Here is a 25,583-nt window from a genome sequence, read left to right on the forward strand (position 1 = left end):
GCCGGAACCGATCCGGCAGGCAGCGTTGTGCACAGCATCACTGTTGCCGACGACACCGGCAAGCCGCGGCCGGGTGCCTGTTCAGGTCGCTGCCGGGCCGGTGAGCGCCGTGTGTGCAGCGGCGATCAACTGAAGATGGGTGGGGCCCTCGCTGCGCACCACCCGGGTCAGCCCTAGCGCCTCCGCCTGCGCGCCCAGCCGCTCGCTGGCCACCAGCGCGATCGCGTTCGCCTGCAGCCGCTGTTGCCAGTGTGCAGGCAGCTGCTGCCAGAAACGCTGCAAGGCCTCGCCACTGCTGACTGCCAACAGCCAAGGCGTTGGAGAGCGGGCCAAACGCGCCAGCATGCGCCGCGACAAACGTAGCGGCAGCCGTCGGTAAACATCGGCGCGGATGATCTGTGCGCCTGCGGCCTGCAGTTCGGCAGCAATCAGGCCACGGCCGCCCGGTGCGGTCACCAGCCCGATCTGCATGCCCCGCACATCGCCCAGCACCGGCATTGCCAGCAGGCCCTCGCTGTCCATCCGCTGGGGCGCATGGACGTCGGCGACACCATGCGCCAGCAGCGCGCGCGCGGTGCCTTCACCCACGGTCAGCCACGGGCTGCGTTGCGCCGGCGCCAGCGGTAGCAGGCTGGCCGCCGCCGCGACGGCCGCCGGGCTGGTGAACACCACCCGATCGCTGGTCAGCGCCCGTTGTAATTGCTGCAATGCAACGGTGCCATGCAGACGTTGCAGCCGCCAGGGCGAAAGCGCGACGGTACGGCCTCCCAGCCCTGCTGCGGCGTGGCGCAGCGCCGCCTGCTGACCCTGCGGGCGCAGTGAGATCAGGGTCCAGCCAGTGGGTATCGTATGGTTGGCCATTCCCGTCATTATGCGGGCCCTTTGTTGTCGTGGTTGCTGCTGATGGCTGTTGATGCCCTGACCTCTTCGCTGGCTGCCCTGCAGGACGTACTGGACTGCATGCCGGCGGTCCGCGCGATGCAGATCCGCCTGGACGGCTATGCCGATGGCGTGCTGCGCATCACCGCGCCGCTGGTGGCAAACGTCAATGACAAAGGCAACGCGTTCGGCGGCAGCCTGGCCTCGGTGCTGACCCTGTCCGGCTGGGCACTGGTCAGCCTGCGTCTGCGCCTGGCCGGCCACGACGCCGAGGTCTACGTGGCCGACAGCAACCTGCGCTATCTGGCGCCGGTCTATGAAGACCTGCATGCCCACGCCGAAGCCACCGGAAGCGGCGCCTGGGACACCTTCCTGGCCACCTTCCGCCAGCGCGGCAAGGCCCGCATCAGCATTGTCGCCACCCAGCCCGGCGCCGATGGCAAGGCCGCGGCCGAATTCAGCGGTCGTTTCGTTGCCTTCGCCAAAGGGTAGGATGGCAGGCTGACGCCCTGCGGAACCCACCGATGCGCCGCCTCATCCAGATCCTCCTGTGTTCCCTGCTACTGCTCAGCGCCGCCGCCGGTGCTGCCGCCGACGACCTCAGCCGCAAGCAGCGCAAGCTGCTGGAAGAGACCCAGATCGCCTACGGCGCCACCATCCGCTGGGGCAGCATGGACGACGCCATCGCCTATCTGGACCCGCAGCTGCGCAAGTCCAAGCCGCCGACCGAATTCGAGCTCAACCGCTATGCGCAACTGCGCGTGTCGTCCTACCGCGAGCGCAGTAGCGCATCGCTGGAAGGCGGCCAGGTCGAGCGCCGGGTCGAAATCGGGGTGATCAACCAGAACACCCAGGCCGAGCGCACCGTGGTGGTGACCGAGCGCTGGCGCTGGGATCCGGAAGCCAAGCGCTGGTGGCAGAGTGCGGGCCTGCCGGACCTCTGGCAGGGGCAGTGACGGGTCGCGTCCGGCTTGTGCGACAATCGGCGCCCGCTTAATCGACCCGTGACCTGAGTGAATTACGAAGAGTTGCTGGCCTTCGCAGGCCGAAACCCGATGCTGTCCGCGGCCCTGGTCGGCCTGACCGTGGCCCTCATCGTCACCGAAATCCGCCGCCTGTTCCGGGGCTTCAAGGGCATCAAGCCCGCCGAACTGACCCAGCTGATCAACGCGGGCGGCACGGTGGTGGTTGATCTGTCGCCCAGCGCCGATTTCGAAAAGGGCCATATCGCCGGCAGCCGCAGTGCCCAGGCCAGTGCATTCGGCCCCGAGCACAAGCTGGTGGCCAACGCCAAGCAGGCCCCGGTGGTACTGGTGTGCCGCAGCGGCAACGCGTCCGAGACCGCCGCCAAGGCGCTGAAGAAGGCCGGCTTCGAGAAGGTCTTCGTGCTCGACGGCGGCATCCCCGCGTGGCAGCAGGCAGAACTTCCGCTGGTCAAGGGCCGCAACTGATCGCAGGCGGTGGCGGATGTGGCCTTGTTTGCGCCCTCCGCCGCCCCCATCGCAGTAATTCGACCATCGTTTTCATTGCATTCACTGGAGTTACTGGAAATGTCCGAAGAGACCACCAACGGCGCTGTCGCGCCGGTCGATGCCGCCACCGGCCCCGCGTTCACCGTCGAGAAGATCTACGTCAAGGACGTTTCCTTCGAGTCGCCGAATGCCCCGTCGATCTTCAACGACCAGGTGCAGCCGGAACTGCAGCTCAACCTGAACCAGCAGGTCCAGCGTCTGGGCGAGAATGCCTTTGAAGTCGTGCTGGCCGTGACCCTGACCTGCCAGGCCGGTGAGCGCACGGCGTACGTGGCCGAGGTGAAGCAGGCTGGCGTGTTCGGCCTGGTCGGCCTGGACCCGCAGTCGATCGACGTGCTGCTCGGCACCCAGTGCCCGAACATCCTGTTCCCGTACGTGCGCCAGCTGGTCAGCGACCTGATCCAGGCCGGCGGCTTCCCGCCGTTCTTCCTGCAGCCGATCAACTTCGAAGGCCTGTACGCAGAAACCCTGCGCCAGCGCCAGGAGCAGGGCGACGCACCGTCGCTGGCTGACTCCGAGCCGGCCGGCAACGCCTGATCCCGGCCGCGACGTCACGGATGAGCACTACCGCTGACAAGATTGCCGTACTCGGCGCCGGTTCCTGGGGAACCGCGCTGGCGACGCTGCTCGCCCGCCACGGTCGCCAGACCGTGCTGTGGGGGCGCGATGCCGCCGTGGTTGAAGCCATCGACCAGCGCCACGAGAATCCGCGCTACCTGCCGGGCATTCCGTTGCCCGAATCGCTGCGCGCCACCACCGACCTGGCGTCGGCGGTGGAAGGTGCCGCCTGGATCCTGGTGGTGACCCCGTCGCATGCATTCGGTGAAACCGTGCGCGCGCTGGCACCGCTGCGTCCGGCCGGTGCCGGCGTGGCCTGGGCCACCAAGGGCTTCGAGCCCGGCTCCGGCCGCTTCCTGCATGAAGTGGCGCGCGAAGTGCTGGGTGAGGACGTGCCACTGGCCGTTGTCACCGGGCCGTCATTCGCGAAGGAAGTCACCCTGGGCCTGCCGACCGCGATCACCGTGCACGGCGACGTGCCCGAGTTCGCGCAGACGGTGGCCGAGGCGATGCATGGTCCGGCGTTCCGCGCCTACACCGGCGACGACATGGTCGGTGCCGAGCTGGGCGGTGCGATGAAGAACGTACTGGCCGTGGCCACCGGCGTGGCCGATGGCATGCAGCTGGGCCTCAACGCCCGTGCCGGCCTGATCACCCGCGGCCTCAACGAAATGCTGCGCCTGGCCGCAGCGATCGGTGCCAAGCCGGAAACGCTGATGGGCCTTGCTGGCCTGGGCGATCTGGTGCTGACCTGCACCGGCGACCTGTCACGCAACCGTCGCCTGGGCCTGGCCCTTGGCCGCGGGCAGACGCTGCAGGACGCCATCCGCGAAATCGGCCAGGTGGTTGAATCGGTGCAGACCGCCGACGAAGTGATGCGACAGGCGCGCCGTCATGGCATCGACCTGCCCATCTCCGACCGCGTGCGCGCCGTGCTGCATGGCGAGCAGACCCCGGAAGAAGGATTGCGTGCGCTGTTGGCACGCGAACAGAAACCGGAGTATCCGGACACGCTGTTCAAGTGAATCGAAAAACCCCTGCCCAGCGCCGGGGTTTTTTTTGTGCGTGCGCGAAACCCATCCACGCATGGCGTGGATCTACTGTGGAACCCGTAGCGCCCATCATCGCGGCCGCGGCGGCGCGTTGGTGTTGTCCATGTCCGAAAAGATCATCCACGGCCCATCCGCTACCCGCTTCAACGTCAGCGTGAACTTCCCGGTATCGCCCACGTTGTTGCCGTAGGTATAGGCACCGACGATGTAGCCCGTGGTTTCCTCTGCGGCATAGGCCAGCGCGCGCAGCCGCAACGGGCTGCTTCCCTGGCCGGCATACGCTGCCTCGATTGCCGCGCGCCCGCGCACAGGCGGCTGGTTGCTCTGCTGGATGAAGCCGTCCTCGGCGAACAACCTGGCCAATGCCTTCGTATCACCCGTGCGCCACGCCTGTTCGTAATCGCGCAGCACGCGATCCAGCGCAGCGGGCAGGGTGACATCGGCAACACGTGCGGCGGGCGAGGGCGCAGCGGACTCCTGCGCAATGACGGGCCCAGCCATCAACAGGCCACTGATGAGAATCACGGCAAGTGTCGAGCGGCGCATGCGTCTGCATCCTGGCGGTGATGGAAGGCGTGGCTGCCAGAGTATCCATCTTGGCCGGCGGGTAGAATCACGCGGTCGCTGGCTGGGCGAACGGACACAGGACAGGGAATGAGGTCTCGAATGATTGGAATGGCGGCGATGGTCGCGTTGCTGGCCGCGTGTACGCAGACGCCGGCACCCGCACCGGGCGCAGGCACAGCTGCCGCGCCCGCCGCTGCCGCTGCAGCGGCAACGGACGCCCCAGCCGCCACCGCCGCAGTGGTTGAGAGCGAGCCTTCCATCGAAGACGGCGTGGACCCTTCGGTGTGGGACAACGAAGGTGAGCCAGAAGGAGAGACCCCCGGCGCCGAACTCACCTGCGCGGATAATCCGCTGGCCACCTATTTCTTCACCCTGGTCGGCGGCAACACCGTGGACGACTGCGGCCGCAAGGACCCGAAGGTGCTGGCCGCGTTCGACGCCCTGATGAAGAACACTGCGGCGGCCGAATCGCCCGACAAGAGCATCCCCTCCCTGCGCGAACGCCTGCTGAGCGGTCCCAGCGGACCCGGCGAACTGATGGTGCTGCAGGGCGAGCCGTGGTGGCTCTACACCGCCTGCCAGGCGCACCAGTGCCCGACCACCGCGTTGGCGATGCTGTACTCGCCGACGCAATCGAAGATGGTCGGTCGCCTTACCGCCCGCTGCAAAGTGTGGTGGCTGGGCGAGCCGACTGCGGAGCAGCGCGCCCTGATCGAGCGCGAGCGGCCGGTGGACGAGGCGATGCTGAAGGAAGAAGGCGATCCCTGCGAATGATGGGCGGTAACGCCGGAAGCGTTGCCGGCGTTATTCCTCCGGCCGCATCCGCGCGCTGACCTGCGCGGTCAGCGCCAGGCACGCCATCATCAGGCCTTCCATCACCCGATCGCCCACGTATTCGTCGTCCGGGCCGTTCTGGCGGACCCGCTCGGCCGCCAGCAGCATTTCCAGTGCTACGCGCAGGCCCGCCAGTGCACAGTCCGCATCGGCCAGCGCCATGCGGCGGCCGGGCATCTGATGACGCTCCGGCCACGGCTGGCCGTCGGCGGCTGCGCCTTTTCCAATCCGCGTCAGGGTGGCAATGAAAGCCGTGGGGTCGAGCGCAGGTGGTTGCTCTGATACCTCATCGCCCGCAACGCGATAGGGGTGGGGGCGAGGGAATTCCGGTGTAGTCATGGCTGGAGCTCCGTGCAGGACAGACGGTAGCCGCCACATAAGGGTGGCGGGCGGAGACGTGGCTCGAAAACCGGGCTCCTGTTGAACCGGCAGGCACAAGGCCTCCACGCTCCGCCCGCCATAGCCGGCAGACGGATTGCCAGCCGGCGCCACACGGGGTGACGCCGGCTGGCAAGCGTAATCAAACAGAAGCACGGGTTTTCGAGGCCCGGCCATCTTTTCTTGATGGCCCGTCATCTGTACCTGTGCCGACGCGGAGTGCCAATCAGAAGAGTTGCATTCAACGCTTGATGCAAGACGCTTTCGGCATTCTTGCATGCTGTTAAGTCACCCCAGACGCCGATGGCGCAAGGGCCCTAAACGATCGGGGAATATGCGATATGCGTCGTGGTTGCCTGCGTAGTGTGCTGTCACCTCAGCGAGGCAATGACGACAGAGCTCCGCGATTGGGCGGTACAACGTGGTTCTAGTCGAGCTCTATGAGAAAGCGCGTGGCCATGGCAGATGGCACGACAGACGCCCCGACCCGCTTCAGTTCAACCAGTCCATAGCCTTCCATCATCCGAAGAGTACGAGAAAGGCTCGGAACCTTGCGCCCGCAGTGCTCAGACAGCTGGGTGAGGGACTTGGGTTGAAGTTCGCGTAGCAGGCGCAACAGCCGGCGGTTCTCATCGCTCAATACTGCGGCCAGGGAAGACAGGGTCGAGAAGGCTATCGCCCCATCCGTAACCTGCGGTGGGGCCGATCTGTCCTTTCGTTCTCCGCCGATGACACAACGTCGAAAGGTACTTTGGACTGGCGAACGGCACGGGTCGGAATCTGTCATCGGTGCGAGATTGCATTGGGACCGATAGATCATGTCTGGCCGAGGACAAGTTGGATTGAACAAACGGCGCATCTATGGCGCATCTGGTGGTCCGTGTCCTTCCGGCCAAGAGCGGATCCCCGCCGCACGCTGATGCAGGCGTGCCGCCGACGGTGCTTGCTTCAGGTTGCGTTGTCGCCGTCCGGGTAGATCGCGACGTAACGCGGGTCCGCGTGCTCCCAGTGCGCCTCATGATGAATGAGGTACGCGCACACGGCTTGCAGGTCCACCGTGGCGGGAATGTTCACGGATATGTAGCGGTCGTTGGCGCCCTCATAGCTGCAACCCAGTGCTATCAGACCTTGGATTACGGCGTCAGACGAGTTACCTGAAAAGATGGGCAGGTCAAATATGATGCGAATAGTACGATTACCTGATGGCCGAACCACAGATTCAAAGGTTGGCATCCCCTCCGCATCGTTGAAGGGCGCAAAGACGATGTCCTCCCAGGAAACGTCGTAAGCGAAGAAGGGGGAGTTGTCCAGTTGATAGCGATCTTCGCCAATCGGGATAGCCCAGAGCGTCTCGACGATGACGCCGCCATCGCCGTCAGGCACTCGGAACAGGACCTTCGCTGTCGGGGTGCTGTTCAAATGAGTCTTCCCTGGATCACGTGCCCTGTGGCATGCATCATCGCAAAGCACCTGTACGAGCTCAATGTTTGCTTCCGGCCAGAAGCGAGCGTTCGTTAATTCAGAATCACGCCGAACCATGAAACGGCTTGAGCCGGAGTGAAATATTGGGCCGGACCCCGGTCGAACAGGAGTGATCTGTTACTCGACTGGACCAAAGTGGAGAAGCACCCACGGCCTGAAGAGTGAGAACCCGGACTCGAGTTCCGAGAAGATTGCATTGAGCTGAGGCCGGATGGCGGAGGAGTCCCTGACCGGATCGGCGCGATTGCCAAGTGCGTGGCACTGGCGCGAATTGTTCTGTCCCCGCCGACGGCACGGGCAAAAGGACCATTGGCCGCGGCTGCAGCCGGACCGGCTGGAGCAAGTGCGAGTAGGAGCGTCGAGATCTGCCTCATGGGACCTCATCCAGCGCTGCTACAACCAAGGTGGTAGACATACCTTCGTCATCGGCGCGCGGGTACCTGGTCCCAACGTATTCCTCGATTGTCTCGCTGTAGGCGACAGCAACGACAGCGGTCCGCATCACCGCTGGTCTACCGGCATCCTATATGACAACACCAAGGGCTACATGCTGCGCGCCCAGAACCGGCGATACAGTGGATCGGGGCACGGCTGGGCAGGTGCACAACAGATGTTCTGGAACACCGAGCACGACATCTACGTCGTGCAGGCGCCGCCCTTCGCGATGAACTGGAGTGTGGGACAGGTCGGCTCCATCGCCGCCGGCAAGTTCCCGCCAGAGGAGCCGGCCGGCATCGTGCAATCGGTGGGGCAGGTCGTTACGCCACGCAGCTTGTATCTGCAGCAGTTGCGTGATCGCTTGGGCGAACAGGCGGTCATCAATGTCACCACCCCCGAGCAACGGAATGGGCGGATCTGGGACAGCCTGTCATCCCGGGGTGGAGAATAGGGAACGCACCTCACTGCGCCGCGGAGCAGAGCCAATAGGCCGCCGTGCCCATCACTTGCGGGCGTGCCGCTCGCCTTTTTCATCCACGTCCTTCGCAGCCGCGCGACTCTGCGCGAACTCCGGGAACGTTTCTTCGATCGAGTCCTTGTCCGGCAGCACGTAGAACACGCCACCCTTCTCGAACGTGGGATGCACGATCTGCTCGTAGAACCCGGGCGAGACATTGATGCAGCCGTGGGTGACACGGTTGTCGTCCGGCGTCGCTGATGCCAGTCGTTCGCTGCGCTTCTCTTTCGGGGTGCCCGGGGGAAGCGGGTGCATCGACACGGCGGAATCGTAGTCCACCCACAGCACGCGTCCGGCGTCCTCGGACGGGCCATAGGCGCCAATGAAACGACCAGCCGGGGTAGTGCGGTCGTGGCCGGGAATCGCGCTCAGTGCGAGCTTGGCGACGCCGGGTGCCGAGTGATCGCCGATGGCCGAACCAAACAGCGCTGGCGCTGCGCCGCGCAGCTTGCCGTCACCGCCGAAGACCAGGACCTGCGCAGCAGCCTTGTCCATGATTGCGAACGGATAGCCCTGGTTGTCCTTGCTGGCCACGACCCAGCCGGCCAGTTCAATCACCGTCTCGGATACTTCCTGGCCCTGCGGAAGTTCATCGGCGGCGTTCGCCGTTTCTGCGGCAGGTGCCTCTTTTGCTTCCTTGGCATTCTTGGCACTGGCCACGTTGGTGCCTGCCAATGCCAGCGCGATGGCCAGCGTGGCCGATACGGCCCGGCGAGCAGGGAATGAGTACGTACGAATGGGACGGCTCCTTCGGATGACGACCGAGAGGCTGAAAGACACCAGTGGCCGGCGAAGGCCACTGGTGTCTGGTTCAAGCGTTCATCAAAGTGGGTGGGAGAGCGGTTACCCGCGCGGCTTGCGGCCCGGGACCCTTTCGAGCTGCTGGACGCGGCCTTCGATCTGATCCAGACGCTGGTTGGCCTGCTGTGCAGACTGGTTGGCGGATTCGGCGCTCTGCGCCGCGCCCTGCACCTTCACGTCAAGCTGGTCGAGACGTGAATTGATCGATGCGAACTCATCTTTGTAGGTGGCGCAAGCACCGAGGCTTACGGTAGCAACGATGGCTACGGTGACGGCACGTGCCGCGTTGATTTGCTGCTTGGTCAGGAACATTCCACTCCCTCCTTCGTCTGGGGAGTCTGGAATATAGCGGCGTTTGTTCCCGCCGCTGCGAAGTGCTTTCAGCTGCAGTTGGAAGACGTGGATGTGCTGTGAAGGTCGGGCAATCAGCAAACCTTAACAAGCGGGAACAAGCGAGCTCTGCTGCACCGGTTGATGTCCTTGTGCCACTTCGATATCTCCAATTCATCAGCCTGAAGCCGACTCATGGTGTCCCTCTCATGGGGGGCAGATGATCATGGCGCAACACGAGGGCGGGGCCAGCGTTGTCGGCACTGGTATCCGGCCCTGATTTCCACCTCACGCCGGTGCGAGCTGTCCGACCATTTCATTGATGATCACGTGCGTCAGCGTACGCAGGAACCGCGCTTCGCCCTCCACGGTTGCACCGATGTCGAATCGGTGCAGCCATTGCTCGTTCTCTCTCTGTGTTTGCTCATACAGCGACCGGGCTTCGCCGGCAATGTGCTGAAGCTGTCGCATCAACTGCCTGGTGGCTGCCTGTCGTGTCAGGCCCAACGCTTCCCCTGCTTCCAGCAGATGCTGGAAGCGCATGTCGCGGAAATGCCTAATGCCGAGAATGGGCCATGCCAACTCCGAACTCTCGGGCCAGCGGGCGCCCTCACCCTCGTATGCGCCGCTCTCATAGCATGCGGTGGAGAGCAGGTCATAGTGCGGCGCCAGCTCGATGCCCGCATTGTCGACCAAGAAGCTCAGGTTCTTCAGGTGGGCATCGTTGTTGCCGGTGAGTACATTGAAGACCAGCCAGTCGAACAGCCGCATGCGTGTTCTCAGCTTGCTTCTGCACTGCTGGACGATAGCGGCCAATGTCTCGATGCTGCCAAGCGCGTACTTGAAGCTGCCGGCCAGGTTCAGCAGCTGGCATGCATCGATCGCGTGCCGGCGATGAATGGCGCTGGGGGTGATGACACGATCAAAGCGCTCGATGATGAAGACCGGCTCCGGCACGTAGCGCCGTTCCACATGCGGAACCAGCAGGCCCATGCGCTGCGCAAGGCGCATCACGAACCATTCATTGGCCACGCTGTGCGGGTAACCCGCGCTGGTGCTGTCTGGCTTGAGAATATGGCTCGAGGGCTGGGTGCCCAGCGGTTGGTAGATGTGTCCCGCGCGCTCGATGATTGCCAGCTTGTGCTGGGCGCCGGCCAGCGACATGCGCTTGGCGGCACCTGCGGCCAAGGATGTATGGGGCAACCCCTGGATGCGTTGTGAGAGCTCCGCATCGGGGAGGTCCGCAAGACCGCCTGGGGGGAGGGTCTGACCGGGTGGCAGCAGCGTAAGTGAGCCCGCAGACTCTGCGCCGTAGTGCTTCAGCAGTGCGAAGGCATCGGCACTGTCCAGGTGGGCGTCCGTTGCCATCAGCATGCGCTGCTGCTCTTCTGGCAAAAGATTGTCGAAGTACCACTGCACTGGGCGCTCGCTGCCGCCATCGATGATCGCGGTGTCCTGCAGCGGCAACGCGGGCGCCAGCGAGAAGGCGCTCGCGTTGGTCAGCCACTGGGATGAGTAGGTGAAGCGCCAGAGATTGGCGGCCTCGGCTAGGACGCCTACCGGTGTGTCGTCAATGCTGACTTGCAGTTGGCGCGGATAGTGGAGCCCAGGCAGCGTGGTCACCTTCACAACATCCTTGAGATCGATGTGGGAGGCGCTCATCGGGATGTCTTCTTGCGACGCTTGTCCGGGGCGGCCATCGCCTCTTCCGGGACGTCGATTTCGACATGCAGTCCCAGCTCATGGAGCACGGTGAACAGCTTGCCCCATTGCACCGTGGTGGTGCCGCGCTCGATCTTGGCCAGGAAATTCTCGCTGACACCGATGCCCTCTGCAGTTGCGTCCTGGCGGAGGCCTTGGTGCTTGCGCGCAGCCCTGACCAGTGGCCCCAGTGCTTCAGCGTTCTCCAACCTGATCTTCAAGGGGAAATCCTCATGAGCGGGTGACTTTCTGTATCCAGCGGCAGTCTATACCCTTGAATCCTGATGATCGAAAGGATTTTGCGTCGAATCCCATTGCTTTCACTAGAATCCTTATCATCGTGAGGATTTCTTTAGAAAGATGCTCGACTCCCGAAAAATCCTCAAGAAAGTCAGGATTTCTTTGAAAAGAAACAGAACGTACGAAGAATCCTTGTGGATATAAGGATTTTTTGAAAAGCCATGTAGCGCTCTGCTGATGGCGTATCGAGAGTTCCCTGAACAGGAACCTAATTCATGTACTGGTCAGTTCAATATTCAGGGCCGATTTCATCAACAAACGGATAATTCACACCTGTCGAACGCCCCTTCTCTCTCCCCCTCCCGAGGGGCGTTCGACGAAACCAAAATAATGAAAGGTGTATCCCGATGATCAAGAATTCGCTGCTTGCCCTGGGTCTGTTGGCCGCGCTGCCGTTCGCCGCATCGGCTGCCGATGGCCTGTCGTACAACTACGTTGAAGGCGGCTACGTGAACACCGATGCCAAGGGCGGCGACGCTGATGGCTGGGGCGTGAAGGGCTCGGTTGCCGTGCACCCGAACTTCCACGTCTTCGGTGATTACAGCAAGCAGGAAACCGACACCTTCAAGAATGATGTCGCCCAGTGGCGCATCGGTGCCGGCTACAACTACGGCATCGCACCGAACACCGACCTGGTGGCTCGTGTTGCGTACCAGAAGTTTGATATGAAGCACGGCCTGGACTTCAACGGCTACTCCACTGAAGTGGGCGTGCGCACCGCGTTCAACCCGTACCTGGAAGGCTATGCGCTGGCCGGTTACGAGGATTACAGCAAGAAGCACGGTATCAACCCGGACGGCGAGTTCTACGGCCGCGTCGGCGCCACCGCCAAGTTCAACCAGAACTGGGGCCTGAGTGGCGAAGTGAAGCTGGCCAAGGCCGGCGACCGCGAGTGGTTCGTGGGCCCGCGCTTCAGCTGGTAACAAACGCCTGTCGTTAGTGCGTGTAACTGGCGTGTGACCTCTCTCCCACACGCCAGCGAAGCCCGGCCTCGTGCCGGGCTTCTCTTTTTCCGGTTTCGCTTTGCCACAATGGGGCATGGGCGAACCTTCCACTCTCGCTGGCACCGGCACGGCCTACCAGGAACACCTGGCGCCTGCATCACTGCGTGGCCAGTTCGGCCAGCTCTGGCAGAGCCAGTTGTCGGCCGACGCCAGCGGCAGCATCACCGTGCTGCCGGATGGCTGCGTGGATATCCTTTGGCGTGATGGCGCGCTGTTCGTGGTGGGGCCGGACCGGACCGCCGCACACCCGCAACTGGCGCCCGGTGCGCAGGTGTTGGGCGCGCGTTTTCGGCCCGGGCAGGCATCGGCTGCGCTTGGCATCGACTTGTCCGACATCGTCGGTCAGGCCGTGCTGCTGATTGAATTCAATGCCCGATGGGCAACGCAGGCTGCGGCCACGATTGGTGATGCCGCGCCTGAGCAGCGTCTGCAACGCCTGGCCGATTGCCTGCAACAGAACATGCCTGCGGCCGTGGCGGACGAACACACCCGGCGTGCGCATGTGCTGTTCGCGCATGCTGCCAGAGGCGATGCCAGCCTCGATGCACTCGCCGAACACCTGGCGATGAGCCCGCGCACCTTGCGTCGCTTCAGCCAAGCGCAGTTCGGTTACGGCGCAAAGTCGCTGGAGCGGATCCTGCGTCTGCAGCGGTTCCTGCGCTGCAGTCAGGCGCAGCCCGCGCACAGTCTGGCGATGCTGGCCGTAGAGGCGGGCTATGCCGATCAGGCGCACCTCAGCCGCGAGGCCCGCGAGCTGTCCGGCCTGACGGCGAGTGCGCTGCGCCAGGAGTGGGGGCGTTGATGGCCGTTTCGTTCAAGACGCCGGCTCAACCCTGATCGATGCTGTGCGCTCCAACCACGGAGCCGCACCATGAGCCACGCAGACACCACCACTGCCGAACGCCGCATCGACAACATCGAATTCAACGTCGCCGACATCGCCCGCAGCAAGCAGTTCTATGGACAGGTCTTCGGCTGGTCCTTCACCGACTACGGCCCGGCCTATACCGAGTTCGATGATGGTCGTCTCAAAGGGGGGTTCGTCGCTGACGAGGCGGTGACAGCCACGGGAGGCGCGCTGGTGATTCTCTACTGTTCGGATCTGGCAGATGCACAGCAGCGCATCCTCGCCGCCGGCGGCGAAATCGTGCAGGCCGTGTTCGCCTTCCCCGGCGGCCGTCGCTTCCACTTCCGCGATCTGGACGGCTATGTGTTGGCGGTGTGGAGCGACCGGGACTAAGCCTCGGCAAGCGCCGTGCTATCGGACCGGCTTGCCATACATCTCTGAAAGCGTGGCCTTGTACTGCGCCAGTGGCTGCAGCCCCATCGCCTCGCGGCGCGCATCCAGGCCTTCCATGTCTTCAGTAGGGCGGAGTTCCATCGCGCCATCATCGGCCTGTGTGAACTGGCTGCCATAGCGCTGCGGCTTGCCCTGCGCCAGCAGCACGCGGTCAGTCAGCAGTGCCAGATCGGCGGGATCAGCTTCTCCGGCTTTGGCGGCCTTCTCGATCAACGGCAACATCTCGGCCTGGAACACGGGATCGTGATCGGCGTGCTGGACCAGCAGCCACGCGGCTTTGGCACCATCATGTCCGGCCAGGGCATACGTCGGCCAACCCTTGTCGGCTACCACCGATTTCAGCCAATCGGCGTTGGCCTTGATCACTGGAGCTGTCGCTTTGAATGCCTCGCCACCACCAGCGTCGACAGCCGCATGCTGTGCCGCCTGGTCGCGCTCGGCGCGCTCCAGCAGTTCCCTGCGCAGGGGCGCGTCCAGCAATGCGAGGCGCTGCTGCTCGGCGGCCAGCACGCGCTTGCGCATGTCCGGCCACGCCGGGCCGTTGCGCAGCGCATTCAATCCTGGCCGATCCTTGTGCAGCAGGTCATCGGCCGACAGCCTGCCGCTGGGAAGCAGCGTGGCCACATGGTCCATCGCTTTTCCCAGGTCGCCGGCCGCTGCCGTGCATTCAACCAGCAGCAGTTCGCCACCCTCGGGAAAATGGCCTCCACGTTGCAGCAGGTCATCCAGTAGGCGCGCACACCCGCTGAAGTCATCGGCACCATAGCGCTCGAGTGCGCTGAAGAAGGGGCCTTCGTTGCCGGCTCGAACCTGCATCGGAGTGGCCAGCAGCAACGCCAGCGCTGCAGCAACGGGCCCATGCCTCCATTGCATCGGTGAGTGGACCATCGACTGCTTCCTCCGTGAAGTGTGTGGATGGCGAGCCTCTGCAGGCCGCACATCCGCAGGCTAGCAGTGTCATGGCCAGGCCTCAAATGATCGACCAGCAGCACGCTGCAAGTGGGGTCGCGTTGCCTCTACAATCCGCCAATGGAAACGCACATCGACGCCTACGTGAGGCAGGCCGACTGCAACTGCATCAAGGTGATGCTGTTGAACGGCCGCCCGCGGGCCCCGCTGCAGGCGCTGGGATTCAGCGCTGGCGAGGGAGATGCCCTCACCCTGCCGGTCTCCGACGATGCAGCCAAGGCCGCCGTCTTCATCCGCCTGCGTGACCTCGGCGTTGCCTTCTCGGCGGGCAGGGAGTGGTGCCCGGCCGACGTGTTCGAACACTTTCGCGATGGCGGCTTGCTGCATGGCGCCTACCTCCGGGTTGCGTGGCGCACGCCGCAACAGTTCACCGTGACCGCGGCGTAGCCGCACAGCATGGACGTGATCGAGATCGCCGGGGCGCATCTGCTGCGCGATACAGCGGATGACTGGCAGCTGCTGGATTCGGCCGTCTCGCAGGACCGCACGCGGCTTGCCTGCATCCTTCGTGTCGGGCAGCGCTTCCGCGTCGAGCGTTTCTGCGCGGCCACATGCGGCCGCAGTGGCACGGGGAGTGGTGGTTGCAGCAACCGGAGCGCTCGATCACCGACAGCGGGCAGCAGGCACAGGTGCTTGCCGATGAGTGGCTGGCGCCCGCCGGCTGACCGCCGCGAACTGAGAAGCGCTCCGTCGCAGGCAAGGTCGTTCCGCTATGATCGCCCGCACATCGCCGCATGCGATGTGCCCGCCTCAAGCCAGCAGGAACCATCGTGAACGCCCAGCCCGCACCCATCACCGCCCTCAACCACACGCTCGACAACGAGCCGCAGCAGATCACCGCGCCGCTGACCCATTCGGCCGCGTTCCTGGTGCTGACGGTGAAGGACGATGAGGCGTCGCTGGCGAAAGTGCGCGAGGTGCTGGCCAGCACCGATGACCTGATCAAGAACACCGCCATCCGCGAGATCGAGCGCACCTTCACCTGCAACGTGGCCATCGGCCACCGCGTGTGGGAACCGCTGGTGGGCGGCACGCCGCCGCGCGAGTTGAAGCCGTTCCAGGAAGTGAAGGGCGCTACCCATACGGCCGTGTCCACGTCGGGTGACCTGCTGTACCACATCCGTGCACGCACGATGGATCTTATCGTGGCGTTCGAGAAGAACCTGCTGCTGGCCTTCGGCGATGCCGTGGAAGCGGTGGATGACGTGGCCGGTTTCCGTTACTTCGACGGCCGCGACCTGCTCGATTTCGTCGACGGTACCGCCAACCCCGAGGGTCTGTCACTGCCGGAGGCGACCATCGTCGGCGACGAGGACCCCGACCATGCCGGTGGCAGCTATGTGGTGGTGCAGAAGTACCTGCACAACCTCGATGCCTGGCGTGCGCAGAAGACCGAGGCGCAGGAAGCGATCATCGGCCGCACCAAGCACGACAACATCGAGCTGGACGACGCACCGGCCGACGCGCAGAAGTCGCACAAGACGCTGTGCACCATCGAGGATGCCGACGGCGAGCACGAGATCCTGCGCGACAACATGCCCTTCGCCAATCCGGGGCGCGGCGAGTACGGCACCTACTTCATCGGCTACACGCGCCGGCTGTGGGTGATCGAGAAGATGCTGGAGCGGATGTTCATCGGCAATCCCGCGCCGCTGCACGACCGCATTCTCGACTTCTCCACCGCGACCACCGGCGTCACCTTCTTCGCCCCCTCGCGCAAGGTGCTGGCCGACCTGGGCGACTGATCACGCCGGGTGGGGCAGCCCGGTAGATCCAAGCCATGCGTGGATGGATCACCGGTTGCCCAGAACAGCCACGCATGGCGTGGCTCTACTGCGCCGCCATCTGCCTGTCATCTACAGCGCCGACCATGATGCGTTGGACAGCAGTGGAGACGTGGGTGATGGATTCTGCAGGCAACAGGCGTAGCACGCGCCGTGGCTGGCACCCGTTGGCATGGTTGCTGGGCCTGCTGGCGCTGGGGAGCGCCAGCGTGTCCGCACAGGACGCGCCTGCGCATTGGATGGCCTATGCCGCCTCCGTCAGCGGCGAACTGCAGCAGCGCCTTCAGCAGGAACAGAATCCACGCGCCCAGCGCCTGCTGGCCTGGCTGCAGGAGCATCCCGATACGCCGACACCGCTGGTGGTGAGCGTGTGGATCGCCCGCGATGGCGCCATCTCGAAACTGGAATTCGACAGTCTGGGTGATGTCCAGGTGGATGCCGATCTGCGCGCGACGCTGCAGGCCACAGCGTTGCCTGCGCCGCCGCCGAAGGACATGCGCCAACCGCTGCGGTTGGGGCTGGTCCTTACCCGGTAGATCCACGCCATGCGTGGATGAGCCTGATGGATGCCGACCTTGGTCGGCGGGAACGCGCCAACCAAGGTTGGCGTCTACCGATGCCCGCCAGCCACGCATGGCGTGGCTCTACTGCGTTGCCACCTGCGGTTCCCGTGCGGCTGCAGGCAACGGCGTTGCCGGCGGCACCGCCGAAGGACATGCGCCAACCGCTGCGGTTGGGGCTGGTGCTTACCCAGTAGATCCACGCCATGCGTGGCTGCGTTTGGTAGATGCCGACCTTGGTCGGCGGGAACGCGCCAACCAAGGTTGGCGTCTACCGATGCCCGCCAGCCACGCATGGCGTGGCTCTACCGCGTTGCAACCTGCGGTTCCCGCGCGGCTGCAGGCCACGGCGTTGCCGGCGGCACCGCCGAAGGACATGCGCCAACCGCTGCGGTTGGGGCTGGTGCTGCAACCCCGGTAGATCCACGCCATGCGTGGATGAGCCTGATGGATGCCGACCTTGGTCGGCGGGAACGCGCCAACCAAGGTTGGCGTCTACCGATGCCCGCCAGCCACGCATGGCGTGGCTCTACTGCGTTGCCACCTGCGGTTCCCGTGCGGCGGCGCGCCACGCCCGCAGCCCGAACAATGCCAGGCCCAGGAAGAACACGTACAACGCAGCAGTCACGTGCAGTGACTTGAACAGGTACGCGCCAACGTAGACCACGTCCACCACGATCCACACCCACCAGCAGGCGGCGTGTCGGCGTGCCTGCCACCACTGCCCGACCAGGCTCAGCGCGGTCAGCATCGCGTCCAGCCACGGCAGCGCCGCGTCGGTGAAGGTATGCATGCCGGCGCCAAGCGCGACGCCGCCACACAGGCCGATGGCGAGGTCGCGCAGCAGCGTGCCGCGTGCCAGCGGCACGATGCGGATGCTGCCTTCATCGGCCGCGTGCTGGCGCCAGTTGATCCAGCCGTAGACCAGGAAACCACCGAAGGCGACCTGCAGCAGCGTGTCCGAGTACAGCTTGGCCTCGGCGAACACCGCGCCGTACAGCGCGACCGACAGCAGGCCGACCGGCCATGCGGCCAGCCGCCGCTTTGCCATCAGCCACACCCCGAGGATGCTGAAGAGGGCCGCAGTCCACTCGAGCGCCACGCCGCTCACAGCGCGAACGTCACCGACAGGCGGGCCTGTCGCGGCGCACCCGGGAACAGGTAGTAGTCACCGCCGCTGCTGCCGGTGTCACGCCAGTAGAAGCGGTTGAACAGGTTGTCCACCGACAGGTTCCAGCTGACCGCGCGGTCGTGCAGGCGATGCTGGAAGCGCAGGCCGGCGTCGAACACCGAGTAGTCCGGTGCGCGCACACCGCCGTCGGCGCGGGCGACGTTGGCGGCGGCATAGCGCCAGCCACCGGTCACATCCAGGCCTTCAACGAACGGCAGCGCGTAGGCCAGGTGCACGCTGGCGCGCACCTTCGGCACGTTCACCAGCTGATGGCCTTCATAGGCCGGGGTGCCGGTGTCGCGGGCGCGCGCCTGCAGCACGCTGGCGCTGGCGACGATCTGCAGCGCGTCGGTCAGCTGGCCGTTGGCGGTCAGTTCCAGCCCGGTATGGGTCTGCTGGCCTTCTTCGACGAAGGTGTAGCCGACGTCGCTGCCGTCCGGCTTTGCGTACTGGTAGGGCTGGGTGGTGCGGAACACCGCGGCACCCAGGGTGAGGGCATCCACCGGCACGTACTTCACACCCACTTCCAGCTGCCGCGACTGCATCGACGGCAGGAAGGTATCGGCGTTGGAGGTCCAGAACGGTGCTTCCTGGCCCAGCGAAATGCCGCGCACGTAGCTGGCGTAGGCGTTGAGCTGGTCGGTGGCCTTCCACACCAGCGCGGTCTGCGGCAGGAAGCGCGACAGGCGGCTGTGGCGCTGCGGCGTGCCGCGCTTGTCGTAGGCGCGCTCGTCCAGGCGCACGAAGCGGCCACCGGCCAGCCACTGCCAGTCATCGCCGAAGCTCATCCGGTCCAGTGCGAAGAATGCGGTCTGGCGGCTGTCCAGGCGTCGTGCCGATGCACCCGGCATCTTCGGTGAGGGCTCGAACACCGGCACCTGCACGTCGTGGATGTTGCTGGTGCCGACGTACTCGTTGACGCTCGGGCGCTTGTCGACGGTGCGGCGGAAGTAGTCGGCGCCGATGCTCAGCTGGTGGCCGACGCTGCCGGTCTCGAAACGGCCGCGCAGTTCGGCACGCGCCTGCTGGTTGCGGCGGGTGTCATCCGGGCTGCGGTAGTCGTAGATGTCGTAGTCGCCGTTGGGGGCGAAATAGTTGCCCGGCACACTGCCGTCTGCGCATCCTGCGGTGTAGTAGCAGCCGTAGGCGAAGGCGACGTTGTCATCGATCACCGAACGGCTGTGGCCGATCGACAGCCGCGACTGCCACGCATCGTTGAAGTCATAGGTGTGCAGCGCGGTGATGTTGGTGCTGGCGATGTCCACCGGCTGCTGCCACGGCTGGTAGCCGAGCAGGCGCTCGCGGTCGACGCCGCGTGGCAGGTCGCGCGCGCCCAGCAGCTGGAAGCCGGACACCGAGCGCTGCGCGCTGGTCTGGTAGTTGGCATCCACTTCCAGCTTGCCGTGTTCGCCGATCAGCCAGTCGGTGGCCAGCGAATAGAAGTTGCGGCGACCGTCGGCATGCTCGACGTAGGAGTCACTGGCATCCCAGGCGGCATTGAAGCGGACGCCGAAGCGCGGGGTCAGCCAGTGGCCGACATCCACGGCGGCATAGCGCGAGCCCTCAGAATCGGTGCCCAGAGTGACCGTACGTACTTCGGCCGGGCGCTTGCCCACGTAGTTGATGATGCCGCCGGGCGCCATCACGCCAGCCGCCAAGCCGGCTTCGCCCTTCAGGATCTGCACTTCCTGGATGTTCTCCAGCGCCAGGCGCTGTTCGCCGGCGGTGGACATACCGTTGAAGCGGTAGCCGGTGGCCGCGTCCAGCGCGAAGCCGCGGATTGCGATGTTCTGGTAGTAGCCCACCGGCGCATAGGCATCGCCCAGCGAGGCATCGTTGCTGGCCAGCTCGGACAGCGAACGCACCTGGCGACGGTCGAGGTAGTCGCGCTCCAGTACGTTCACCGAGGCGGGGGTGTCCTTCCAGGAGCCGCCGCCGAATGCGTTGACGCGCGAGGTGTCGGTGACCGGTTTGCCGGCCTGCACGCGTACCGCCGCCAGCTCGGTGGGCGAGGACGGCGGAGCATCAACGGCGTCGGTGCCTGCCTCGCTGGCGTACAGCGGCAGGGCAGCACAGAGGGCAAGGGCGAGCAGGGTGGGGCGCAGGCAGCGGTTCATTCGATTCGTCTTCAGACAACAAGGGAGACGAAGCGACGGCGCGCAGGTGCACCGGCCCATGACGGGGGTGTGGCTGCGGCTCAAAGCTCCCTACGCCGGTGCAAACCGGATCAGGTTCCAAGGGACTCTCTCAGCCTGGCAGATCCAGGCACCCCCGCTTCAGGTGACCATTTCACTACAAATGGTACGGATTTGCGAGCCACCGCCCTTCAGCCGGGGTCAGATCCCTTTCCAGCGCAAAGGGATCTGACCCCGGCCGAGCGCATCATCGACGCATGGCGTCGATCTACTGAATACCCGGCGTGTTTGGTGGCTCGCGGCTCACGCGGCGGCGTGCAGGGCCGCCAGCAGGGTCTGGCCGGGGACGGTGGCGAACCAGGCCGGATGACCGAGCATGAAAGGCTGCCAGGCGACGTCGGCATTCGCGGTGGAGCCGGTGACGCCCTCGAAATACTCCACTTCGGACAGAGCGAAGTCGAAATGCACCATCGGCAGCAGGTCGGCCAGCAGGTGCACGCGCGCGGGCGCCAGCGGCAGTTCCTGCCGATAGCCGTCCAGCAGGGCCAGGGCGATATCGATGCGTACAGCGTCGGTGCCGCGCTCCAGCTGCAGCCAGGCCACTGCGTTGCGTTCGATGGCGGTGGCCAGGTCGAACAGCGCGCTGGTCGGTGAGGCCAGGCCGAAATCGAGCACCGTGGCAATCGTGCCGTCGTCGTTCCACAGCAGGTTGGAGACGTGCCAGTCGTTGTGCGCCCACAGCCGTGGTTCGTCCTGCAGGCGCGCGGCCAGGCCGTGGTGCCAGGGCAGCACGTCGCGGTGCAGCTGATCTTCCCAGGGAATGCGCGCCAGGTAGCGGGCCAACCCGGGGCGGTTGCCGAGGTCGGCCTTCAGCGCGGCGATCGGGTCATGGGCGCGGATCAGGTCGTCGCGTGCCACCAGCAGATGGGTGCTGCGTTGCGGGGCGTGGTAGCTGGCCGCGGCGCGGTGCAGCGTGGCCAGCATGCGGCCCGCCTCGCGGGCCTGGGCGACGTCGGTCAACGGCGACCATGACGGCAGCTCGCGATACAGGTCCTGGCCGGCGCCCACCGCATGCAGTTCGTAGGTCCACTGGCCGTGTTCGAGTGCGGTGCGGCCGTGGTTGCTGGCCAGCACCTGCACCACCGGCATGCCGGCAGTCGCCAGATGTGCGATGAAACGGTGTTCTTCTTCCAGGCTTCGCGCGCTGCGCACACTGTGGTGGTGGCGCTTGATGAAGACCGGACCGCGCGTGCCGTCGACGATGGCCGCGGCCGACAACGGACGCGGGCTGTGCCAGCGCAGCGTGCTGTCTGCGCCCAGCTGCGGAAAGTGACCACGCAGCCAGGTGATCTCCTGCGCGTCGATCGCCGGCCAGTCGGCGGCGACCTCGTCGTTGTTGAGGCCCTGCACGCGATGGGGGGAAGAAGTCATGCCACGGCCGCTGGTGAGTAAAGGAACATCCAAGGCTGCGCATTCAACGCCATGGGCGCCGCAGACGCAAACGGGCGGGTCATCGACCCGCCCGTCAGGGACGTCATGTGCGGCCTGCGGCCGGCGCGTTTACCAGCCGCGATGGCGGCCGCGGTCGTGGTAGTAACGGTTGTCATGGCGCTCGCGCTGCCAGCGACGGTCATCGCGGCGGTCGTAGCCATAACCGCGGTTGTAGCCCCGGTCATAACGGCGGTCGTAGCCACGGTCGTAACGGCGGTCATAGCGTCCGTCGTAGCGGCGATCATGGCGGTCGGAGGTGGTCAGGTTGCCGATGGCGCCGCCGGCAACCGCACCGCCGACGGTGGCGGCCGGGTCGCCGTTGGAGATCAGGTGACCCGCCACGCCGCCGACGACGGCACCGACCACGGTGCGTTTGTCCTTCCTCGACATCGCGCTGGCATCACTGACCACGGCCACGCCGGCAAGCAGTGCCAGGGCCATCGCCAGACCACGGAAGCTGAGTGCGGAAGTGCTGAGCATGTTGGGTTCTCCTGTGAGGTGCATGCCACGGTGGGCAGGGAGGACGCTGGGCGCCCCGGCTGCCGTAGGGACCACGCTGGTGCCCGGACATTGCCGGAACATTGCGCGCGATCCCCGTGCGGCTTGCGCATTCATCTAGCGTCAGGCGGCATGAAGCGAGGCTGAAAGCGCTGCGGCCGCTCAGCTGCCAGAAAGGAAAAGGGCCGCAGTACGCGGCCCTTTCCCCCGGTCTCCCCCGGCTTGGCTCAGTGGCCCATGGCGCGCTGGGCCTGCTTCACCTGCTCCTGCTGGGCGTCCTGCTGCTGCAGGACATTCGGTGCACCGTGCACCGCACCACTGCTGAGGGCCATGCTCTGCTCGCTGGCAGCGCGGGTCTCCACCGCCGCGCGGCAGGCGGCCGGGTCGCCGGCGGTGCCCTGTACGGCAAACATGCGCTCGCCGTTGGTGCTGGGCACCACTGAGTCGATGCGCTGCATGCCGCTGGCCTGTGCTTCCTTGGTCAGTGCGGCGGCGGCGGCCTCCAGTGCATGGCGGTCCTTGAAGGTGCCTGCCGGCAGGCCTTCCATGCCCTTCACGGCCTGGTTGTACATCGGGTTCTGCGGATGGCGCTCGTCATTGAGCAGCGGGCGCTCGCGCGCGTCCTTGATCGCATCCAGCGTCTTCGGGCCGATGATGCCGTCCACTGCCAGACCGTTGTCCTTCTGCAGCTGGCGCACGGCAGCCTCGGTGTTGCGACCGAACTTTCCATCTTCAACCAGCGGCTTGCCGTCGGCACCCACATATCCCAGGTGGCCCAGCTGTTCCTGCGCCCTGCGCACACCTTCGCCGTGCGCGCCCTGCTTATGCACTTCGTTGCTGGTCTGCGGCTTTTCCTGCGCTGCCGGCTTCGGCTCGGACGTGCTCTTGGCCTGCGCCTGCGCATGCGTCTGGCTGCGGTTTTCCAGCAGGTCGCGTGCCTGGTGCAGCGGATCGGAGGCGAACAGCTTCCAGTTCGGGTGGTCCTTCACCTGCTTGAGGTAATCCTCCACCGGCATCGTGTGCACACCCAGCTTGCCAGTGGACTGGCTGATCAGCAGCTTGTCGGTGTTCGGGTCACGCACCACCATCACGATGTGGTCGATGCCATTCCAGTGCTCGTGCTTGGTCTTGGCCGTATCCAGGCCGATCACCATGCCTTCCTTCAGCGCGTCGGGCTTGAGGATGTCGTCGCGCTTGAGCAGCACGCCCGAGTCCTTGTAGGCCTCGTGCACGATACCGCCGGAGCCGGCGAAGCCCAGCTTGATCTTGTCGGCGTCGGCGAACACCGCGTGGCCGGCCTTCTGGTTGATCTCGTCCTGGGTCTTGTTGAGCATCGTGCCGACCCAGCCGGAGCAGTCGATGTAGCCCTGGTCGACGTTCTTGCCGGTGACGCCCTTGCCACGGTAGTACTGGCTGGATTCAATGTTGATCGCGTACTTGACGTTGTCGTACTTCACGCCGGCGTTGTAGGCCGCATCCAGCGAAATGCCAGGTGCATCCGGCTTGGCTGCGACAGCCGTGGCGGTGGCGGCGATGGTCGCGGCACCGGCGGCAACAGCTGCCTGCGCGGCCGGGGTCACGGTCTGCGTCGGTGCGGCCTGCACCGGTGCCGGACGTGCCTGGGCCTCGGTGATCGGTGCGATGTTCTTTTCCGGGATGCTGATCGCGTCGTACTTGCGGTCGTAGTACTGGGCGAAGGTGCTGGCCAGATCACGATCGTTCATCGTGCGCATCTCGGCGCGCGTATGCCCGGTCAGCGCTTCCACGTCACCACCGATCTGGCCCATGATGCGCGGGCGCATGTTGATCGGATCGCCGTGGCCGTCGCGCACCAGGCCGAACGTGCCGGTGGCGATCGCGGTCTGGATCGATCCGTAGCCGGCCGCACCCTGCTGGTGCGCCAGATACAGGTCCAGGCCGCTCGGCTTGTCATCGCCGGACAGGTACGGGTGGCCGGTGCGGTCATGGCGCTTTTCCATGTCCACCAGATTGCGCTTGAACATCTCCGCTGCCGCTTCGGTGTTGCGGGTCGGGTCGTACTCGTGGCCGGTCAGGCCGTACTGCTTGGCCGACGACGGCAGGAACTGGAACAGGCCCTTGGCATCGGTCTTGTCGTTGTGCGCGCGCTCGTTGAAGCGGCCACCGGTCTCGATGTGGGCAAAGCGCAGGAAGTCTTCGCTGGCGATGCCCTTGCGCTGTGCCACCTGCTCGATGATGTCGAGAACTTCCTTTTTGCTGTAGTCACGTTGTGCCATGACACTTCCTCTGGGGTTGATGGTGCGGCCTTTGCCGCGATACGCCAACCGGACTCATCCGTGAGTCTTCAACATGTCGGTCAACAGGTGCTGCGGGGTGGTGCGTCTTACTTTTCGACGTAGGCCTTGCGGGCGGCGTCGTAGTTGTACTGGCGTGCATCGGCCGCACCCAGCGCACGGGTCTGGCCCGGGCCGGAAATGGTGGTGCCGGTGGCGGTGACACTGATGCTGGGCAGGTCGCTGCCGGCGACGGCGTTGAAGGCCAGAACGCCCTTGTTGCTGACGCACGGCATCACCTGGCCATCGTCGCAGGCGGCCGAATTGTCTTCGCCGGTGATCACCGTGCCCAGGCTGGCCCAGACCTGGCCGTCTTCGGACTTCTCGTAGTCCGGGTTGAACACCAGCACGGTGTAGCTTTCGATGCTGGTACCGGTGGCGAAGGTGCTGGTCGGCACCGCCAGCACCAGCTTGCCAGCCGGGGTGCGGTACTCCAGCGGCTTGCGCTTGCTGTCGATGTCCGGTGCGGTGCCATAGGCGCCGACGGTGCCGATCCACGGTTCGGCACCCTTGAACACCCACGGCCGATCCGGCTTGTCGCCGGTCAGGGTGAAGGTGGCCTCGGTCAGGGTGACCTGGCTGTCCGGACCGACATCGTCCTCGCCGGGCTTGCCGTACTTCTGCGGCGTGCTCCAGGCAAAGCCGGTGTAATAGCGGGTGCCGGCCACTTCGAATGCATGGCCGAACCAGAAGGTGGCGACACTGCCATTGGCTACTTCATACGAAACGGCGCCATCGCCGTCGACGTCGTAGATGAAATACAGCACGCTGCCGGCATCGGGGGGCGTGGCGGTAGCCGTGGTGGCGGGTGTGGCGGAACTCTGCATCGGGGCAACATCCTGTCGTGGCGCGGTGGCGCCCTGTGGTGACGCGGTCGAAGTCGAGGGGGTGCAGGCGCTGGCAAGCAACGCAACGAGCAGGCCAGCGAACGTCGCACACAGGCGTGGGCGGACACGGGCCAAGCGGGATTGCGGAAGGATCTTCATGCAC

At 65.3% G+C, this 25,583-nt stretch carries 29 protein-coding genes and 1 riboswitch; of the genes, 13 read left to right on the top strand and 16 right to left on the bottom strand.

Going from position 1 to position 25,583, the window contains the following annotated elements; all coding sequences use genetic code 11:
* Positions 1-81: 81 nt before the first annotated feature.
* Complete coding sequence (locus ACEF39_RS00725; protein WP_500286612.1) at positions 82-870, bottom strand: uroporphyrinogen-III synthase; 789 nt, start codon at positions 868-870, stop codon at positions 82-84.
* Between the two features lie 33 nt (positions 871-903).
* On the opposite strand from ACEF39_RS00725, the gene ACEF39_RS00730 reads away from it, so the two are divergent.
* The 5 genes from ACEF39_RS00730 to ACEF39_RS00750 all read left to right on the top strand — a co-directional run bounded on the left by ACEF39_RS00730 (position 904) and on the right by ACEF39_RS00750 (position 3,994).
* Positions 904-1,371: a YiiD C-terminal domain-containing protein gene (locus tag ACEF39_RS00730; RefSeq protein ID WP_089242022.1), complete on the top strand. Its 468-nt coding sequence runs from the start codon at positions 904-906 to the stop codon at positions 1,369-1,371.
* A 32-nt stretch (positions 1,372-1,403) separates the two neighbouring features.
* Positions 1,404-1,835 (top strand): hypothetical protein, encoded by a 432-nt coding sequence (locus ACEF39_RS00735; protein ID WP_025875935.1) that lies wholly within the window; start codon positions 1,404-1,406, stop codon positions 1,833-1,835.
* A 57-nt stretch (positions 1,836-1,892) separates the two neighbouring features.
* Positions 1,893-2,330, top strand: a complete 438-nt coding sequence (locus ACEF39_RS00740; protein WP_025875933.1) for a rhodanese-like domain-containing protein — start codon at positions 1,893-1,895, stop codon at positions 2,328-2,330.
* Positions 2,331-2,429: 99 nt separating this feature from the next.
* Entirely contained in the window at positions 2,430-2,948 is a 519-nt protein-coding gene (gene secB / locus ACEF39_RS00745; RefSeq protein ID WP_025875931.1) for a protein-export chaperone SecB, read from the top strand.
* A 20-nt stretch (positions 2,949-2,968) separates the two neighbouring features.
* Positions 2,969-3,994 carry an NAD(P)H-dependent glycerol-3-phosphate dehydrogenase gene (locus ACEF39_RS00750; RefSeq protein WP_025875929.1) on the top strand — a complete coding sequence of 342 codons (1,026 nt, stop codon included), beginning with the start codon at positions 2,969-2,971 and terminating at the stop codon, positions 3,992-3,994.
* 96 nt (positions 3,995-4,090) lie between these two features.
* On the opposite strand, the gene ACEF39_RS00755 is transcribed toward ACEF39_RS00750, so the two are convergent.
* Positions 4,091-4,567, bottom strand: coding sequence for a YybH family protein (locus tag ACEF39_RS00755; RefSeq protein ID WP_500286613.1), 477 nt, complete (start codon positions 4,565-4,567; stop codon positions 4,091-4,093).
* Positions 4,568-4,675: 108 nt separating this feature from the next.
* Here ACEF39_RS00755 and ACEF39_RS00760 point away from each other — a divergent pair, with 108 nt between their 5' ends.
* Complete coding sequence (locus tag ACEF39_RS00760; RefSeq protein ID WP_500286614.1) at positions 4,676-5,362, top strand: Ivy family c-type lysozyme inhibitor; 687 nt, start codon at positions 4,676-4,678, stop codon at positions 5,360-5,362.
* Between the two features lie 30 nt (positions 5,363-5,392).
* Here the strand turns inward: ACEF39_RS00760 and ACEF39_RS00765 are convergent, their stop codons facing one another.
* The 3 genes from ACEF39_RS00765 to ACEF39_RS00775 all read right to left on the bottom strand — a co-directional run bounded on the left by ACEF39_RS00765 (position 5,393) and on the right by ACEF39_RS00775 (position 7,219).
* Positions 5,393-5,761 (bottom strand): hypothetical protein, encoded by a 369-nt coding sequence (locus ACEF39_RS00765; protein ID WP_500286615.1) that lies wholly within the window; start codon positions 5,759-5,761, stop codon positions 5,393-5,395.
* Between the two features lie 466 nt (positions 5,762-6,227).
* Positions 6,228-6,659, bottom strand: coding sequence for an HVO_A0114 family putative DNA-binding protein (locus ACEF39_RS00770; protein WP_500286616.1), 432 nt, complete (start codon positions 6,657-6,659; stop codon positions 6,228-6,230).
* 89 nt (positions 6,660-6,748) lie between these two features.
* Positions 6,749-7,219: a DUF4265 domain-containing protein gene (locus ACEF39_RS00775; protein ID WP_500286617.1), complete on the bottom strand. Its 471-nt coding sequence runs from the start codon at positions 7,217-7,219 to the stop codon at positions 6,749-6,751.
* A gap of 673 nt (positions 7,220-7,892) precedes the next feature.
* On the opposite strand from ACEF39_RS00775, the gene ACEF39_RS00780 reads away from it, so the two are divergent.
* Positions 7,893-8,171, top strand: coding sequence for a hypothetical protein (locus tag ACEF39_RS00780; RefSeq protein WP_500286618.1), 279 nt, complete (start codon positions 7,893-7,895; stop codon positions 8,169-8,171).
* 51 nt (positions 8,172-8,222) lie between these two features.
* On the opposite strand, the gene ACEF39_RS00785 is transcribed toward ACEF39_RS00780, so the two are convergent.
* From ACEF39_RS00785 to ACEF39_RS00800, 4 genes are all read right to left on the bottom strand, one after another.
* Complete coding sequence (locus ACEF39_RS00785) at positions 8,223-8,924, bottom strand: hypothetical protein (protein ID WP_500288068.1); 702 nt, start codon at positions 8,922-8,924, stop codon at positions 8,223-8,225.
* A 156-nt stretch (positions 8,925-9,080) separates the two neighbouring features.
* Complete coding sequence (locus ACEF39_RS00790; RefSeq protein WP_089241667.1) at positions 9,081-9,350, bottom strand: hypothetical protein; 270 nt, start codon at positions 9,348-9,350, stop codon at positions 9,081-9,083.
* Positions 9,351-9,656: 306 nt separating this feature from the next.
* Complete coding sequence (locus ACEF39_RS00795; RefSeq protein ID WP_500286619.1) at positions 9,657-11,030, bottom strand: HipA domain-containing protein; 1,374 nt, start codon at positions 11,028-11,030, stop codon at positions 9,657-9,659.
* Positions 11,027-11,290 carry a helix-turn-helix domain-containing protein gene (locus ACEF39_RS00800; RefSeq protein WP_500286620.1) on the bottom strand — a complete coding sequence of 88 codons (264 nt, stop codon included), beginning with the start codon at positions 11,288-11,290 and terminating at the stop codon, positions 11,027-11,029. The genes ACEF39_RS00795 and ACEF39_RS00800 overlap by 4 nt, the downstream gene beginning before the upstream one ends.
* A gap of 429 nt (positions 11,291-11,719) precedes the next feature.
* Here ACEF39_RS00800 and ACEF39_RS00805 point away from each other — a divergent pair, with 429 nt between their 5' ends.
* The 3 genes from ACEF39_RS00805 to ACEF39_RS00815 all read left to right on the top strand — a co-directional run bounded on the left by ACEF39_RS00805 (position 11,720) and on the right by ACEF39_RS00815 (position 13,613).
* Positions 11,720-12,292, top strand: a complete 573-nt coding sequence (locus tag ACEF39_RS00805) for an OmpO family porin (RefSeq protein WP_176022450.1) — start codon at positions 11,720-11,722, stop codon at positions 12,290-12,292.
* Positions 12,293-12,407: 115 nt separating this feature from the next.
* Positions 12,408-13,175, top strand: coding sequence for a DUF6597 domain-containing transcriptional factor (locus tag ACEF39_RS00810; RefSeq protein ID WP_500286621.1), 768 nt, complete (start codon positions 12,408-12,410; stop codon positions 13,173-13,175).
* A 69-nt stretch (positions 13,176-13,244) separates the two neighbouring features.
* Positions 13,245-13,613, top strand: a complete 369-nt coding sequence (locus ACEF39_RS00815; protein WP_500286622.1) for a VOC family protein — start codon at positions 13,245-13,247, stop codon at positions 13,611-13,613.
* An 18-nt stretch (positions 13,614-13,631) separates the two neighbouring features.
* On the opposite strand, the gene ACEF39_RS00820 is transcribed toward ACEF39_RS00815, so the two are convergent.
* Positions 13,632-14,561 (bottom strand): DUF6624 domain-containing protein, encoded by a 930-nt coding sequence (locus tag ACEF39_RS00820; RefSeq protein WP_500286623.1) that lies wholly within the window; start codon positions 14,559-14,561, stop codon positions 13,632-13,634.
* Between the two features lie 141 nt (positions 14,562-14,702).
* Between ACEF39_RS00820 and ACEF39_RS00825 the strand changes: the two genes are divergently transcribed.
* The 3 genes from ACEF39_RS00825 (at position 14,703) to ACEF39_RS00835 (ending at position 16,962) form a co-directional block, all read left to right on the top strand.
* Positions 14,703-15,029, top strand: coding sequence for a hypothetical protein (locus tag ACEF39_RS00825; protein WP_500286624.1), 327 nt, complete (start codon positions 14,703-14,705; stop codon positions 15,027-15,029).
* A 383-nt stretch (positions 15,030-15,412) separates the two neighbouring features.
* Entirely contained in the window at positions 15,413-16,387 is a 975-nt protein-coding gene (locus tag ACEF39_RS00830; protein ID WP_500286625.1) for a Dyp-type peroxidase, read from the top strand.
* Between the two features lie 158 nt (positions 16,388-16,545).
* Complete coding sequence (locus tag ACEF39_RS00835) at positions 16,546-16,962, top strand: TonB C-terminal domain-containing protein (RefSeq protein WP_500286626.1); 417 nt, start codon at positions 16,546-16,548, stop codon at positions 16,960-16,962.
* 553 nt (positions 16,963-17,515) lie between these two features.
* On the opposite strand, the gene pnuC is transcribed toward ACEF39_RS00835, so the two are convergent.
* From pnuC to ACEF39_RS00865, 6 genes are all read right to left on the bottom strand, one after another.
* The gene (gene pnuC, locus ACEF39_RS00840; RefSeq protein ID WP_500286627.1) at positions 17,516-18,037 is read right to left on the bottom strand and encodes a nicotinamide riboside transporter PnuC; all 522 of its coding nucleotides are present in this window, start codon (positions 18,035-18,037) and stop codon (positions 17,516-17,518) included.
* Between the two features lie 56 nt (positions 18,038-18,093).
* The gene (locus ACEF39_RS00845; protein WP_500286628.1) at positions 18,094-20,274 is read right to left on the bottom strand and encodes a TonB-dependent siderophore receptor; all 2,181 of its coding nucleotides are present in this window, start codon (positions 20,272-20,274) and stop codon (positions 18,094-18,096) included.
* A gap of 70 nt (positions 20,275-20,344) precedes the next feature.
* A riboswitch (TPP riboswitch) is annotated at positions 20,345-20,440 on the bottom strand.
* 155 nt (positions 20,441-20,595) lie between these two features.
* Positions 20,596-21,723, bottom strand: coding sequence for a phosphotransferase enzyme family protein (locus tag ACEF39_RS00850; RefSeq protein WP_500286629.1), 1,128 nt, complete (start codon positions 21,721-21,723; stop codon positions 20,596-20,598).
* A 129-nt stretch (positions 21,724-21,852) separates the two neighbouring features.
* On the bottom strand, positions 21,853-22,263 hold the full coding sequence (locus tag ACEF39_RS00855) for a glycine zipper 2TM domain-containing protein (protein WP_059063181.1): 411 nt from the start codon (positions 22,261-22,263) through the stop codon (positions 21,853-21,855).
* A 245-nt stretch (positions 22,264-22,508) separates the two neighbouring features.
* Positions 22,509-24,536, bottom strand: a complete 2,028-nt coding sequence (locus ACEF39_RS00860) for an XVIPCD domain-containing protein (RefSeq protein ID WP_500286630.1) — start codon at positions 24,534-24,536, stop codon at positions 22,509-22,511.
* A gap of 107 nt (positions 24,537-24,643) precedes the next feature.
* A complete protein-coding gene (locus tag ACEF39_RS00865; protein ID WP_500286631.1) occupies positions 24,644-25,579 on the bottom strand; it encodes a hypothetical protein in 936 nt (311 codons plus the stop codon).
* Between the last annotated feature and the right edge of the window lie 4 nt (positions 25,580-25,583).

Source organism: Stenotrophomonas indicatrix (assembly GCA_041545745.1).
Classification (GTDB): Bacteria; Pseudomonadota; Gammaproteobacteria; order Xanthomonadales; family Xanthomonadaceae; genus Stenotrophomonas; species Stenotrophomonas indicatrix_A.

Bases quoted from the DNA above. Each gene is read 5' to 3' on its own strand.
- ACEF39_RS00865 (WP_500286631.1), bottom strand. From the start codon at position 25,579: ATGAAGATCCTTCCGCAATCCCGCTTGGCCCGTGTCCGCCCACGCCTG.
- ACEF39_RS00810 (WP_500286621.1), top strand. From the start codon at position 12,408: ATGGGCGAACCTTCCACTCTCGCTGGCACCGGCACGGCCTACCAGGAA.
- ACEF39_RS00790 (WP_089241667.1), bottom strand. From the start codon at position 9,350: ATGTTCCTGACCAAGCAGCAAATCAACGCGGCACGTGCCGTCACCGTA.
- ACEF39_RS00825 (WP_500286624.1), top strand. From the start codon at position 14,703: ATGGAAACGCACATCGACGCCTACGTGAGGCAGGCCGACTGCAACTGC.
- ACEF39_RS00780 (WP_500286618.1), top strand. From the start codon at position 7,893: ATGTTCTGGAACACCGAGCACGACATCTACGTCGTGCAGGCGCCGCCC.
- ACEF39_RS00735 (WP_025875935.1), top strand. From the start codon at position 1,404: ATGCGCCGCCTCATCCAGATCCTCCTGTGTTCCCTGCTACTGCTCAGC.
- ACEF39_RS00750 (WP_025875929.1), top strand. From the start codon at position 2,969: ATGAGCACTACCGCTGACAAGATTGCCGTACTCGGCGCCGGTTCCTGG.
- ACEF39_RS00845 (WP_500286628.1), bottom strand. From the start codon at position 20,274: ATGAACCGCTGCCTGCGCCCCACCCTGCTCGCCCTTGCCCTCTGTGCT.
- ACEF39_RS00835 (WP_500286626.1), top strand. From the start codon at position 16,546: ATGGATTCTGCAGGCAACAGGCGTAGCACGCGCCGTGGCTGGCACCCG.
- ACEF39_RS00770 (WP_500286616.1), bottom strand. From the start codon at position 6,659: ATGCGCCGTTTGTTCAATCCAACTTGTCCTCGGCCAGACATGATCTAT.
- secB (WP_025875931.1), top strand. From the start codon at position 2,430: ATGTCCGAAGAGACCACCAACGGCGCTGTCGCGCCGGTCGATGCCGCC.
- ACEF39_RS00795 (WP_500286619.1), bottom strand. From the start codon at position 11,030: ATGAGCGCCTCCCACATCGATCTCAAGGATGTTGTGAAGGTGACCACG.
- ACEF39_RS00855 (WP_059063181.1), bottom strand. From the start codon at position 22,263: ATGCTCAGCACTTCCGCACTCAGCTTCCGTGGTCTGGCGATGGCCCTG.
- ACEF39_RS00820 (WP_500286623.1), bottom strand. From the start codon at position 14,561: ATGGTCCACTCACCGATGCAATGGAGGCATGGGCCCGTTGCTGCAGCG.
- pnuC (WP_500286627.1), bottom strand. From the start codon at position 18,037: ATGGCAAAGCGGCGGCTGGCCGCATGGCCGGTCGGCCTGCTGTCGGTC.
- ACEF39_RS00725 (WP_500286612.1), bottom strand. From the start codon at position 870: ATGACGGGAATGGCCAACCATACGATACCCACTGGCTGGACCCTGATC.
- ACEF39_RS00730 (WP_089242022.1), top strand. From the start codon at position 904: ATGGCTGTTGATGCCCTGACCTCTTCGCTGGCTGCCCTGCAGGACGTA.
- ACEF39_RS00850 (WP_500286629.1), bottom strand. From the start codon at position 21,723: ATGACTTCTTCCCCCCATCGCGTGCAGGGCCTCAACAACGACGAGGTC.
- ACEF39_RS00765 (WP_500286615.1), bottom strand. From the start codon at position 5,761: ATGACTACACCGGAATTCCCTCGCCCCCACCCCTATCGCGTTGCGGGC.
- ACEF39_RS00760 (WP_500286614.1), top strand. From the start codon at position 4,676: ATGAGGTCTCGAATGATTGGAATGGCGGCGATGGTCGCGTTGCTGGCC.
- ACEF39_RS00815 (WP_500286622.1), top strand. From the start codon at position 13,245: ATGAGCCACGCAGACACCACCACTGCCGAACGCCGCATCGACAACATC.
- ACEF39_RS00755 (WP_500286613.1), bottom strand. From the start codon at position 4,567: ATGCGCCGCTCGACACTTGCCGTGATTCTCATCAGTGGCCTGTTGATG.
- ACEF39_RS00860 (WP_500286630.1), bottom strand. From the start codon at position 24,536: ATGGCACAACGTGACTACAGCAAAAAGGAAGTTCTCGACATCATCGAG.